Annotated in this window: 10 protein-coding genes; 5 read left to right on the top strand and 5 right to left on the bottom strand. The window is 57.9% G+C overall.

Features of this window, described 5'->3' with window-relative positions; genetic code table 11:
• Window positions 1–60: 60 nt before the first annotated feature.
• From QP381_RS01975 to QP381_RS01965, 3 genes are all read right to left on the bottom strand, one after another.
• On the bottom strand, window positions 61–2,613 hold the full coding sequence (locus tag QP381_RS01975; protein ID WP_285067647.1) for a heavy metal translocating P-type ATPase: 2,553 nt from the start codon (window positions 2,611–2,613) through the stop codon (window positions 61–63).
• 204 nt (window positions 2,614–2,817) lie between these two features.
• The gene (locus QP381_RS01970) at window positions 2,818–3,063 is read right to left on the bottom strand and encodes a heavy-metal-associated domain-containing protein (RefSeq protein WP_179370052.1); all 246 of its coding nucleotides are present in this window, start codon (window positions 3,061–3,063) and stop codon (window positions 2,818–2,820) included.
• Between the two features lie 48 nt (window positions 3,064–3,111).
• Window positions 3,112–3,396 (bottom strand): metal-sensitive transcriptional regulator, encoded by a 285-nt coding sequence (locus QP381_RS01965; protein WP_006680528.1) that lies wholly within the window; start codon window positions 3,394–3,396, stop codon window positions 3,112–3,114.
• A gap of 190 nt (window positions 3,397–3,586) precedes the next feature.
• Here QP381_RS01965 and QP381_RS01960 point away from each other — a divergent pair, with 190 nt between their 5' ends.
• From QP381_RS01960 to QP381_RS01945, 4 genes are all read left to right on the top strand, one after another.
• Complete coding sequence (locus QP381_RS01960) at window positions 3,587–5,083, top strand: alpha/beta hydrolase (RefSeq protein ID WP_179370051.1); 1,497 nt, start codon at window positions 3,587–3,589, stop codon at window positions 5,081–5,083.
• Window positions 5,084–5,126: 43 nt separating this feature from the next.
• Window positions 5,127–5,765, top strand: coding sequence for a hypothetical protein (locus QP381_RS01955; RefSeq protein ID WP_285067641.1), 639 nt, complete (start codon window positions 5,127–5,129; stop codon window positions 5,763–5,765).
• A gap of 83 nt (window positions 5,766–5,848) precedes the next feature.
• Window positions 5,849–7,570 (top strand): glycoside hydrolase family 13 protein, encoded by a 1,722-nt coding sequence (locus QP381_RS01950; RefSeq protein ID WP_285067638.1) that lies wholly within the window; start codon window positions 5,849–5,851, stop codon window positions 7,568–7,570.
• 58 nt (window positions 7,571–7,628) lie between these two features.
• Complete coding sequence (locus QP381_RS01945; RefSeq protein WP_285067635.1) at window positions 7,629–8,165, top strand: 3'-5' exonuclease; 537 nt, start codon at window positions 7,629–7,631, stop codon at window positions 8,163–8,165.
• A gap of 24 nt (window positions 8,166–8,189) precedes the next feature.
• On the opposite strand, the gene QP381_RS01940 is transcribed toward QP381_RS01945, so the two are convergent.
• Complete coding sequence (locus QP381_RS01940; RefSeq protein WP_131367599.1) at window positions 8,190–8,768, bottom strand: hypothetical protein; 579 nt, start codon at window positions 8,766–8,768, stop codon at window positions 8,190–8,192.
• A gap of 276 nt (window positions 8,769–9,044) precedes the next feature.
• On the opposite strand from QP381_RS01940, the gene QP381_RS01935 reads away from it, so the two are divergent.
• On the top strand, window positions 9,045–9,953 hold the full coding sequence (locus tag QP381_RS01935; RefSeq protein WP_179370047.1) for a DMT family transporter: 909 nt from the start codon (window positions 9,045–9,047) through the stop codon (window positions 9,951–9,953).
• Between the two features lie 107 nt (window positions 9,954–10,060).
• Here the strand turns inward: QP381_RS01935 and purB are convergent, their stop codons facing one another.
• Window positions 10,061–11,530, bottom strand: coding sequence for an adenylosuccinate lyase (purB, locus tag QP381_RS01930; RefSeq protein ID WP_006680520.1), 1,470 nt, complete (start codon window positions 11,528–11,530; stop codon window positions 10,061–10,063).
• Window positions 11,531–11,734 lie beyond the last annotated feature (204 nt).

Below are 11,734 nucleotides of genomic sequence, written 5' to 3'. Positions count from 1 at the left end.
ACCCTTACAGTGTAAAACACTGGCAAAGTCTGTTAGGACAGTTGTTCACGTGGTGACCCGCTAGTGTGCTGAACGCAAACGCAACGAATTCAACACAACGAACACGGATGAGAACGCCATTGCAGCCGACGCAAGCATGGGGTTCAGCAGGCCGGCGATTGCCAGCGGAATCATTGCAACGTTGTAGGCAAATGCCCAGAACAGATTGCCCTTAATGATGCGCAGGGTACGGCGCGAAATGCGGATGGCAGTGGCTGCGCTGGTCAAGTCGGAATTGACCAACGTAACGTCGGCGACCTCGATCGCAACATCGGTCCCTGATCCCATAGCGATCCCCAGGCCATGGGTGCCCGCCTGAGCAAGTGCCGCAGCGTCGTTTATGCCGTCGCCAACCATGGCGACAACGCGTCCCTCATCCTGCAATCCCTTGATGATGTCGAACTTCTTTTCCGGCATAACCTGCGAAATAACGCGCGAAATACCAACTTGCTGAGCAACATGTTGAGCGGCTGCCTCGTTGTCTCCGGTCAGTAGGATCGGCTCAATACCCAATCCCTTGAACTGCTCGATTGCGGTCTTAGACGTGTCCTTCACGGTGTCACGAACAACCAGAACACCGTACGCGTAGCCTTCAATACGCTCCGGCAGGATCCTCTGAGCGGAGGGCGTTTTCTCTTCGGTGTTCGCTGACATCGACGTCTCTGACGCAGATACGTCGGTTCGCCAAAGCACGGTTCCTTGGTATCCCGCGTTGTTGACGATGGTTTCGAGTTCTTCATCCGTGTGCGGTTCGGTCAGCGTGATCGTCGCGGACTCGGTCGCAAGGTTCACCGAGGCACTGACACCGTCGAGTGTGCCGAGCTTCCTTTCGACCCTGCGCACACACGACGCGCACGTCATGCCCTGGACGTTCATCGTGATCGTGGCCAGAGGAGCGGGCGCGGTCAAGCCGGGGACGTCAAGCGAAGTTTCTGCCGACTCGGAGGTGGAAGAGTCGGCCACCGATTCTACTGCGGTGGCTGAGTGAGCGTGGCCGGCCTCGTTGGAATCACTCCACTGGCCCGTCTGGGCGATCATGATTGCGGTCGCGCCACTTGCTTCGGCGGTGGCAACTGCAGACTCGACCTCGTACGGAATGGTGACGCCCAGGGAATCCAGCCATGACGCGCGTCCAACCAGCACCAGCGAATCGCCACCGGAAGGGGTGTCTACCAGCGCAGATACACCACGTCCTGCGTGGTTCGAGAATCCGCGAATCGACGAGGCCGCGACTCCCCGCGCGCCCGCACCGGCGACAATGGCGCGAGCAATAGGGTGCTCGGACGCGGACTCAACCGCGGCAGCAAGGCCGAGGATTGTGTCTTCCGATAGTCGGTCGCTGTTCGACTCCGGTAGAGTAACGATGCTTTCCAGCGACATCTTGCCGGTGGTGACGGTGCCGGTCTTATCCAGAACGATCGTGTCGATCGTTCGCGTCTGCTCCAGCGTTTCAGCGGATTTGATGACGATACCCAGCTGGGATGCGCGACCGGATCCCACCAGAAGGGCGGTCGGAGTCGCCAAGCCGAGTGCGCATGGGCAGGCGACAACCAGCACGGCGACGCCGGCGGTAAAGGCTGTCTGTAGAGATGCTCCAGCGATCAGCCAGCCGATCAAGGTCAGCAGTGCGATGCCGATGACGATTGGAACGAAGACTCCGGAAAGACGGTCGGCAAGTCGCTGAACAGGGGCTTTACTGGCCTGCGCTTGGCTCACCATCGCGCCGATGCGAGCAAAAGTAGTGTCGGCTCCGACTCGGGTTGCCTTGACCGTGAGGGTGCCCCACGTGTTGATTGTCGCGCCGGTGACCTCGTCGCCCACGCTGATGTCTTCGGGCACAGATTCGCCGGTCAGCAAGGAAGTGTCGAGTGCGGACTGGCCTTCAACAACGATGCCGTCCGTGGCCACCTTCTCGCCGGGCCGAACAATGAACATGTCGCCGACCTGCAAAGATGCTGCCGGAACAACCACTTCGTGACGTTCGCCGGTGGCGGGATCGACTTCGATCTTCGTCGCTTCCTTTGCGCCGAATTCAAGCAGTGCTCGCAGTGCGTTGCCGGCGCGGTATCGGGCGCGCGCTTCCATCCACCGTCCGGTCAGAAGGAAGACGGTGATCGTGCAGGCGCCCTCGAAATAGATTTCCGCGTGATGTGTGGCCGTGGCTGCGCGTGGGAAGAGAGTCATCGACATGCGCATGCCGAGTTCGCCTGCACCACCGAAGAGGAGAGCCCACCAGCTCCACAGGGAGGACGCAGTGACGCCCAGTGACACCAGGGTGTCCATCGTTGTTGATCCGTGGCGTCCAGCCGCAAAGGCGGCCTTGTGGAAGGTCCATGCACCCCAGGTGGTGACGGGGATCGATGCAATGGCGACACCCCACTGCCAGCCGACAAACTGCCAGGTGGGCACCATCGACAAAAGCATGGCGATTAGCCAGAAGGGGATGCAGATGATCAGTCGGCGCTTGAGGTCCTGCGCATGAACTTTGATGCCTTCGCCGATGTGGGTTGTGCCCTCGGAATTATAGGAGTCGGAAACGGGGGCGACGGAGTGAAGAGTGGGGGATATGGACACGGTTGTCTTTCCTTGTCCGCTTGCCGGGACGTGTCACGAAGGCTGAGTTTGTGGGCATGCCGACTGGTGGTGTGCCCGCGGGCGGTCGTGGGTGTCCGGGCGCGGAAGGGAGGTGGTCGAGGACGTGGCGCGTTATGTTGGGCCAGGTGCCGGCCAGTTTTGAGGAACGAGGTTGGGCGCGGGCATCGCCCGCGCCCGAGGGTCTCAGAAGTCGCGGGTGATGCTGACCAGCTCGAAGCCTGCTTCGGACACGGCTTCACGCAGGGCATCATCGTCAAGGGCAACGTCGGATACGAGGGTGACCTTGGAGGTGGCACCAGAGTTGAGGATGACGTCAACGTTCTTCACGCCGGCAACTTCGGATAGTTCCTCGGTGACGGACTGGACGCAGTGTTCGCAGGTCAGGCCATTAACGGCGAGTTCAACGGTGCGATCGATTTCCATGGTCATGGCGTTCTCCTTGTTGTTGTGGCTGGATCGTGCACAGTAGTAGTTGGTTCAGGACTTGATGAGCCGGGCGATTGCCTTGGTGGCCTCTTCAATCTTTTCGTGCGCGGCTTCGTCGGATTCTTTGGCGGCGTGGACGACGCAGTGGTTCATGTGGTCTTCTAGCAGGCCGATGGCAACGGAATTGAGCGCTGATTGGACGGCGGACATCTGCGTAATGATGTCGATGCAGTACTCGTTTTCGCTGACCATGCGCTGGAGTCCGCGAACCTGTCCTTCAATACGGCGGAGTCTGGCCAGATAACGGTCAGTGGAGGCTGAATATCCGTATGCCATGGGTCGCCTTTCCTGCTTGTCCTTCTAAAATGAAGATACCCCTAGGGGGTATGAGTGTCAATGGTTGAAGTTTGCCACGGTACGTGTGGAATTCAGGGAACAGGCAAATAAACAGGGGTTGTCCCCGATTGCGCCTTTTGCTGACCGCACTACGCTTGAAAGATAAGGAACCGCGGGGAAAGGAGAAGCCATGGCGCATCGTCGTACACCACGCATCTATGCGCCTCGCCGTGTTCCCCAGTCGTTTTCTCCCGCTTACACCGCCATGCGCCTGATTCCTTTGGTGCCAGCACTCCTTGCCTCCGGAGCATTAGGTCTTGTATCAGAACTACCCGCCCTCTCTGAAGAGATGCGACAAAAAGCTCGCCACGCCTCTCAATCGATGGGCGACGATTCATCTGAGCGCTCGCAACGCCTTTTCTTCGACGAACCCGGTCTTGATACGCTCTTCGTCCGCTTCCTCGCCGGTAGTGCGCAGGCCGTTTCCCACGTGGCAAAGACGGTGATGCGTGCTCGTATCGCCCTTGAACCCGATAGTCCAATGGGGAAACGAGCAGCTCAAGCACTTCCTCTTGTTCCCAAACGCGCATACGACACATTGATGACCGGAATGCTGTCGATCGGAACGGCCGTGGGCTACATTCATTCCGGCCCTGTTCACGCCCAAGTGATCGCAGATTCAGCCGAAGCCTCGTCCATTGATCCCCCAGCCGGACACGCCACAGCTGCACTTCGTCGCTGGCAAGCCCCCCAGAGTCTGAGTGATCTATGCGTCGATATCGACGACATGTACTGGTCGATGACCGACGGGAACACGGTGAAAATAACCCGCGTCGGTGAAGGGGAAGCCCGCAGGTGGCTGGTATCCCTGCCTGGAACGGCGCATATGGACTTCGAATCGAACGCGAATCCGGCGGATATGGAATCAAACATCCGCGAAATGATCGGTATCGAATCGAATATGCGCAGTGGGCTTGTCATGGCGATCCACGATGCAATGAAACGCGATGGGCTTAACCCGGAAGAGTATGCAACGGAACCGGTGCTGATCTGCGGTCATTCGCAGGGGGGATTGATTGCGACCGTGTTGGCATCGATGAATCCCAAGACGGCCGGCCTAGATGTGCAAGCAATCCTGGCGACGGGAGCACCGGCGCGCAGGTATCGGATTCGCCCGGACGTCACCATGGTGTCGCTGGCTCACGACCAGGACGTTATCCCGTCGATGGATGGAACTCCGGCGCGTCAGGCTGATCACCGAGTCGCGATCGGTCGTAAGTTGGTGCGACCGCGTCGCCAGCCTCTCTATTACGCCCATTCGTCGGCAACGTACACCGAAACAGTGCGCTATTTGGAGCGCATGGTGACGGTCAATCCGTGGGGTCGAACCGCGTCCGCTGTTGCTGCACTGCAGGATTTTCTTCCTCAAGATGACGAGGTCACGCGCGTCATGTTTTACGAAATCTGGCAGGACGTCACAACGCCGACCTCTTTTGAGACATTCGACCCGGTGGTAACGCTTGCAAAAGACGATTCCGTCACTCCCGTGGAATTCGATGTTTCTTGGCCACCCTCCTCATCGTGCGCCACCGTCTCAGTTGCATCCAGTGACTCCGATGAAGGGGCGCTACTCACATCGACTGTGAATGACTTCCCCTCCCTGGAAAGGACACCCAATGACGAGTGAATCCACAGGCCCAGAATTGTCCGAAATCGGACGGAGGATGCGGATGGCTGCCATGTCGCGCCAAAGGGTACCTTCAGCCGGCAACGGCAAGAAATCTCAGATTCCGCAGATCGGAAGCCCTCTGCTGATCGGGGTCTTGGGCGTTGGCGCGTTGGGTGCAGGTATCGCCTTTCGTGCAATGAAGCCGACACGTCGACGAGGCCGATCAGACCGTTTTGAAACTTTGATCGAAGCGGGGATCGATGATGTTCTCACTGAAAAATGCGGGAAAGACATTCACTTCGATGTGTCGGTGAACGTGGGGGAAGGTTTCGGGAAACCGGCGCTGGTGACTTTCGATATCACGCTTGATACCGACGGAGCTGAGTGCCAAGAAGATGACTTGAGAGAGATCCTTGATGGGGCGACCCACGCTGTCTGGGACAATGGTGAACTAGCTCCACTCGCTATCCGTGGTCGTATTATGGCGCAGGTTCTAGCCGATGCCGACTGTGACACAGCGGGGCAGACAGACCAGAACTCTATATCCGCAGATGCTCTGGACATGAGCGAAACGGGTGCGGCCTCGTCGATAGTGATGGCGGATATGACGCTACTGGGATTCGAAGACGGAACCGCTCGACCCACCGACCTGTTCGAGCGATACGGTGCTCCCGCGTCGGATCGGAACTGGCGCCCGTAACAACGAAATTCGGTTTCTCCATGGTCTGATGGACAATAGTGGAGTGCGCGGAGCACAACGGGACTATCAGATCGGGGGTCGGAATGACTGCTCACCAGGAACACAATGGAGCATGGTGGCGCGGTGCGGTCGCATATCAGGTCTATGTCCGCTCATTTCGTGACTCGAACGGCGACGGGATTGGTGACCTGCCGGGGGTTACGCAGTCGCTGGACGATCTGGCGAAGCTGGGCGTTAACGCGATTTGGCTGAACCCCTGCTATCTATCTCCGCAACACGACCACGGCTACGACATTGCGGATTATCGTCAGATTTTGCCCGACTATGGAACTCTGGCCGATTTCGATCAGCTGGTCGCGCACGCTCACACGCGGGATATTCGCGTGCTGATGGATATCGTCCCCAACCACTGTTCCAGCGAACACCAGTGGTTCATCGACGCTATTTCCGCAGGTCCCGGCTCACCCGAACGCGATCGTTTTATCTTTGCCGACGGGGAAGGTGACGGGAGTCAGCCACCGAATGACTGGCCGTCGGTTTTCGGTGGCTCAGCCTGGGATCGCTTAGACGATGGGACCGAAAACCCTCAGTGGTATCTGCATCTCTTTGATTCCACGCAACCTGATTTCAACTGGCGCAACCAGGATGTTCGCACCGCATTCCTCGATATTCTGCGATTCTGGTTTGACCGTGGAGTCGATGGGTTCCGTATCGATGTTGCACACGGCATGGTGAAGTCCCTTCCGATTCCGCGCGGTACGCACGCGGACCAATCGGGTTTGTGGACCCAGCCGGAGCTCTTCGAAATCTATAGCCAGTGGCGTCAGCTTGCCGAATCCTACGATCCGCCGAAGTATTTTGTCGGCGAAGCGTGGGTCAATGATCCCGAGGTTTTCACTCGTTTTACAGCTCCTGGGCATCTTCAGCAGTCATTTGCGTTTGACCTGCTGGTTCAGCCTTGGTTTGCGTATAGGTTGCGTCGCTCGATTGAGCAATCCTTCGCGGTTGCCGGGCAAGAAGATGGGCCCGCGTGGGCGTTGGCGAACCATGATGTTCACCGCCTGGTTACCCGCTTGGGTCAGGAACGCATCGACAAAGACCCCGATCCTTTCGACATGCTGGCAGATGCCCGTCGAGATACTCCCGTGAATACTGCGCTGGGCAAGCGTCGTGCGCGCGCAGCAACCGCGTTGCTTTTCGCTCTGCCGGGAACGGTCTACGTGTATCAGGGTGAAGAACTCGGACTTCCAGAAGTACTCGATCTTCCCGATTGGGCCAGGCAAGACCCGATGTGGATTCGAACGAATGGCCAGCAACGAGGCCGCGATGGCTGTCGCGTCCCCCTGCCGTGGAAGAAGTGCGGATCGTCAATGGGTTTTGGGCCCGATGGGGCTTCTGCTCCGTGGCTACCTCAACCTGAAGAATTCCGAGCGTGGGCACGTGACGAACAAGGTGAGGATCCAACATCGATGCTGTCTTTGTACATGCGATTGGGTGGACTCCGACGCCAACTTGTTGGGTCAGCGCACCGTGTGCACTGGGCTGATCAGGTTCCCGAAGAAGTTCTGGCGTTCAGCGCGGGAAGACTGTTCTGCGCGACGAATACAGGTGGAGAAGATGTTGAGGTCCAGGTCCCTCAAGGTGCCCAGATACTCCTGAATACTGCGGTTGCCGACTGTGACGTGCACCTGTTGGATAACGGAATGTCACTGGCAGATGTCACCGATTTTGATTCTCGCACGTGGTGTTTGCCCGCCGACTCAACATCCTGGTGGTCACTGAATGGGGGTGCTGACACTGAGTGAACAGAGAACACGGTCGCGCCGGTCTTTTAATGCGAAATACATTCCCAACCTGCACTTCTTGACGCAACCGTCTTTTGTTGCCGTCGATTTCGAAACTGCTAATCGCGGTGGCGGAGTCTCCGCCTGCCAGGTGGCATTGGTGAAAATGGAAGACGGGCAGGTGACTGACGAATTCTCGACCTTCATTCAGCCCCCGCAGGGTTATAGCCGGTTCGAATTCACATGGCTTCACGGAATCGGCCCGCGTCAAGTAGCGACGGCTCCAATGTGGGATCAGATCGCTGACCAGATCGCACGCTTCGTTGGCGATCTCCCCGTCTACGCTCATAACGCGATGTTCGACGCTCGAGTCTGGAAAGACTTGGACGACTACTTTGGGATACTTTCTTTGCCCCAGCATTTTTTCTGCTCGTATTTGACGGCACGACGAATGCTTCCGGGCCTCGAAAACTACAGGTTGCCGACTGTTCTTCACGAATGTGACCCGACCTTTAGTCTGAATCACCACGAAGCGGGTTCCGATGCTCACGCTTGTGCGCGAATCGTCAGGCACCTTGCGTCCCGCGATGATCTGCACGGCGCTCTTGCCCCCTGAAAACAGCCTTCAGCCAGCGCATTCTTAGATGGGGCACCTGCTCAAGGTGTCTTTTACCGTGCTCTTTGAACCGACCCACACGGCAATGCGATGATCGATCGACTCAAGCAACTTGAAGGCATCATGCATGCGCGCGTCAATGTCGTCGTCTAACAGGAACTCCATGTGCGCAACGCGGTTACGCAGATTGTGGAGGCGCGCCACCCTTCCGTAGGTGATTGACCCGTCGGGGTCCTTCTCATTCGGGAAAGCGTGAATCAGACACTGTTTCCACAACGCGCGACGATGCTTCTCTGCCTCCAAGCCGGCCAAATCTGACGGTGTGCTTGTCCCATGATGAGGAAGAAGATCCGCCCACATTCCAAACATGACGCAGGACAGGACGTCATCATGCGATGGCTGGTCTTTGCGAGAGTGAGTCTTCGGTTTTTGTTTAGATTCCTTATTCGCCCAGTTCAACGCTTGGCTTCGCTTTGAAGCAGAGAGCTTATCGAGCGGGGGAGCTGGATCCTCAAGAAGCCAACTGGTCGCTTCAGGGTCCTGTTTGCGGTTCCACGCCTGAAGTTGCCGATCCATCGCGTTGCGAACAAAAACTTCGGTCATTCCCAGAATGAAATGAACATCGGACGCCAGTTCGGCGTGCCAACAGTATAGTTCCAGGCTTTTGGGAATGTCCCCTCCCGTGCGCTTCAAATACGGCTTGAGCCTGGCCATGGAAATGTGGCTCACTAGGAGTTCTTGCTGCGACACTGTCATAAATTGATGGTGTCAATCAGTGCAACGCCTGGCAAGTGGTTTCGTCGCAGTGTTGTGTTTCGATACCGAACCTTCAAGTGGACGTGCGCGCGCCGGTGCAAGCGCCTGGTTTAGGCTGGCGTGATGAAAACCCGAGTTGATGGCATTGCAATGCTGGCCCTGATCTGTGTGACGGCGATCTGGGGCTCGACGTTCTTCATCATCAAGGGGATCCTGACGGCGATTCCGACGCTGGACTTCCTGGGCGTCCGCTTCTTCATTGCAGCGCTGGTGATTTTTGTTTTACGAGGCCGCACACTTCTGCGAGCTCCTGTCACCACGTGGAAGCGCGGATTGATGGCGGGCACGGTCTTCGCCGTGGCGCAAATCGTGCAGACGATTGGCCTGGAGACGGCAGATGCGTCGGTGTCCGGTTTTATTACGGGCATGTACGTGATCCTGACGCCACTGTTGCTTTTCATCGCGTTCCGGACGCCGGTTTCAAAACCCGTCGTGTTTGCGCTGGTCTTGGCGTTTACTGGACTGTCGATTTTGTCTCTGAACGGTTTGAGCGTCGGGCTTGGTGAGGGACTGACCTTCATTTCGGCTGTGTTGTTTGCCGTTCATATTGTGCTTCTTGATCAGTGGGCTGGTCAGGAATCCGGTCTTGATTTGGCAACCATTCAGCTGATTGCTCTTGGTGTGATCTGTGGTGTTTCAGCCTTGCCAGGTGGAATCGTCCTGCCGTCGGGAATCAACGGCTGGACGGTCATGATCTACATGGCGGTCATTGCCGGCATCGTAACTGTGGGACTTCAAACATGGGCGCAGTCAAGAATTCCTGCGACTAGTGCCGCGGTCATTATGACGACGGAGCCCGTGTTCGCAGCGATCTTCGCGATCCTCTTTGGTGGCGAGCATTTGACGTGGCGACTGTTCGCAGGTGGTTCGCTGGTGGTGGGCGCGATGCTCTTGGCAGAGCTCGCTCCACGGAAGTCTTCGACCGCAGATGAGGGAGTGGTGGTCTCGGAAGATTCGAGTTCCGTGTCCTGATTGTTTCGATCGCGCCCAGTCGCTAGCGCATCGATTCAAAGGTCAAGGTGTAAAAGTTTCGGGAGTGAGCAGATTGCTCACTCCCGAAACTAATGCGATCAGTCGGATCAGCGTTCGTCGTTCACCCAGTGCGCCATTTCGGTCGACAGACCGATGTAGGTTGCGGGTGTGAGAGCACAAAGGCGAGCTTCTTCTTTAGCGGGCAACCCAAGGCCGGCGATAAACTCACGCATTTCGGTGGCCCCGACCTCGTGGCCACGGGTCAGCTCCTTCAGGCGCTCGTACGGGTTCGTCATTCCGGTCGCGCCGGCGATCGACGCTGTGCGCATGACCTGCTGAACCGCTTCGCCGAGAACTTCCCAGTTCGCATCCAGGTCGGCAGCCATACGGTTAACGTCAATGTCGATGCCGTCAAGGCCACGAACCAGGTTGAAGAACGCGAGGATCGAGTGCCCAAGGCCAACACCGATATTGCGCTGGGTCGTCGAGTCGGTCAGGTCACGCTGCATACGCGAGGTGACCAGCGTCGATGCCAAGGAATCGAGCAGTGCGCACGAGACTTCCAGGTTCGCTTCGGCATTCTCGAAGCGAATCGGGTTCACCTTGTGGGGCATAGTCGACGAACCGGTGGAGCCCTGGGCTGCGAGGTTCTGGTGGAAGTAGCCCATCGAAATGTAGGTCCAGCAGTCGGTTGCCAGGTTGTGTGCGATACGTCCGGCGCGCGCAACATCGGAGTAGAGCTCTGCTTGCCAGTCGTGAGATTCGATCTGTGTGGTCAGCGGATTCCAGGTCAGGCCCAAACCTTCGACGAAGTTGCGAGCGAGGACCGGCCAATCAGCGTTCGGGACGGAAACGACGTGCGCTGCCCAAGTTCCCGTGGCGCCGTTGATCTTGCCCAAGTATTCGGTGTTTTCGATGCGTGCCAGCTGACGAGCGAAACGGTGGGCAAACACGGCCATTTCCTTGCCCATGGTGACGGGCGTTGCAGGCTGACCGTGCGTGTGTGCCAGCATCGGAGCGTCTGCGCCGGCTTCAGCGAGGCGCAGCAGTCGAGCCTGCAGTTCGCGGGCGGCGGGCAGCCACACCTGCTCGATGCCAGCCTTGATGGTGAGCGCGTAGGCGAGGTTGTTGATGTCTTCCGAGGTGCAGAAAATGTGGACGACCTCGCGCAGGTGCGGAAGCGAGGAATCGGGGCCGAGGACCCCGGTGGCCTTCTCCAGATGCTCGCGGATCAGGTACTCGACGGCCTTCACGTCGTGACGGGTGACGGCCTCGAATTCGCCGAGACGTTTGATGTGGTCGGCGGAAAAATCGCGGGGCAGTGCGCGCAGGTAGTCGCGTTCAGCGTCGGTCAGGGTCGGCGCGCCAGGAAGGACGGTGTTGTCGAGCAGGTGGATCAGCCACTCAATCTCGACGTGTATGCGCGCACGATTCAAGCCGGCTTCGGACAGGTAATTCGCAAGAGGTGCAACGGCTGCGCGGTAGCGGCCGTCAAGCGGAGACAAAGGTTCGCCAGATGCTGCCAGATCGGCGTAACCATGATCGGTAGAGAAAAGGGAAATCCAGTTTGCGCTCATAGTGTCATCTTTTCATGTTGGCGCGTGGTTAAGAAACGGTGTTGCGTAACGAAAGTGATGATGCCGGACATATTCGGGTGCGCGTGAATAGTCAGCGGGACAGTGTATCCGCAGGTCGATAGGGGATGAGGCCACTCAACGTGAGAGGGTCTGACCTTTTGAGGTGCGTCACCCGATGGGGTGTCCCGATGGTGGATACTCTAA

The sequence above is a fragment of the Pauljensenia sp. UMB6358 genome, from assembly GCF_030216865.1.
GTDB classification, from domain to species: Bacteria; Actinomycetota; Actinomycetes; order Actinomycetales; family Actinomycetaceae; genus Pauljensenia; species Pauljensenia turicensis_A.
This window is presented reverse-complemented; position numbering and strand designations above follow the sequence as displayed.

Excerpts from the sequence above, each read along its gene's own strand:
- QP381_RS01965 (WP_006680528.1), bottom strand. The coding sequence starts at position 3,396 with ATGGCATACGGATATTCAGCCTCCACTGACCGTTATCTGGCCAGACTC.
- QP381_RS01970 (WP_179370052.1), bottom strand. The coding sequence starts at position 3,063 with ATGACCATGGAAATCGATCGCACCGTTGAACTCGCCGTTAATGGCCTG.
- QP381_RS01950 (WP_285067638.1), top strand. The coding sequence starts at position 5,849 with ATGACTGCTCACCAGGAACACAATGGAGCATGGTGGCGCGGTGCGGTC.
- QP381_RS01935 (WP_179370047.1), top strand. The coding sequence starts at position 9,045 with ATGAAAACCCGAGTTGATGGCATTGCAATGCTGGCCCTGATCTGTGTG.
- QP381_RS01940 (WP_131367599.1), bottom strand. The coding sequence starts at position 8,768 with ATGACCGAAGTTTTTGTTCGCAACGCGATGGATCGGCAACTTCAGGCG.
- purB (WP_006680520.1), bottom strand. The coding sequence starts at position 11,530 with ATGAGCGCAAACTGGATTTCCCTTTTCTCTACCGATCATGGTTACGCC.
- QP381_RS01955 (WP_285067641.1), top strand. The coding sequence starts at position 5,127 with ATGGCTGCCATGTCGCGCCAAAGGGTACCTTCAGCCGGCAACGGCAAG.
- QP381_RS01960 (WP_179370051.1), top strand. The coding sequence starts at position 3,587 with ATGGCGCATCGTCGTACACCACGCATCTATGCGCCTCGCCGTGTTCCC.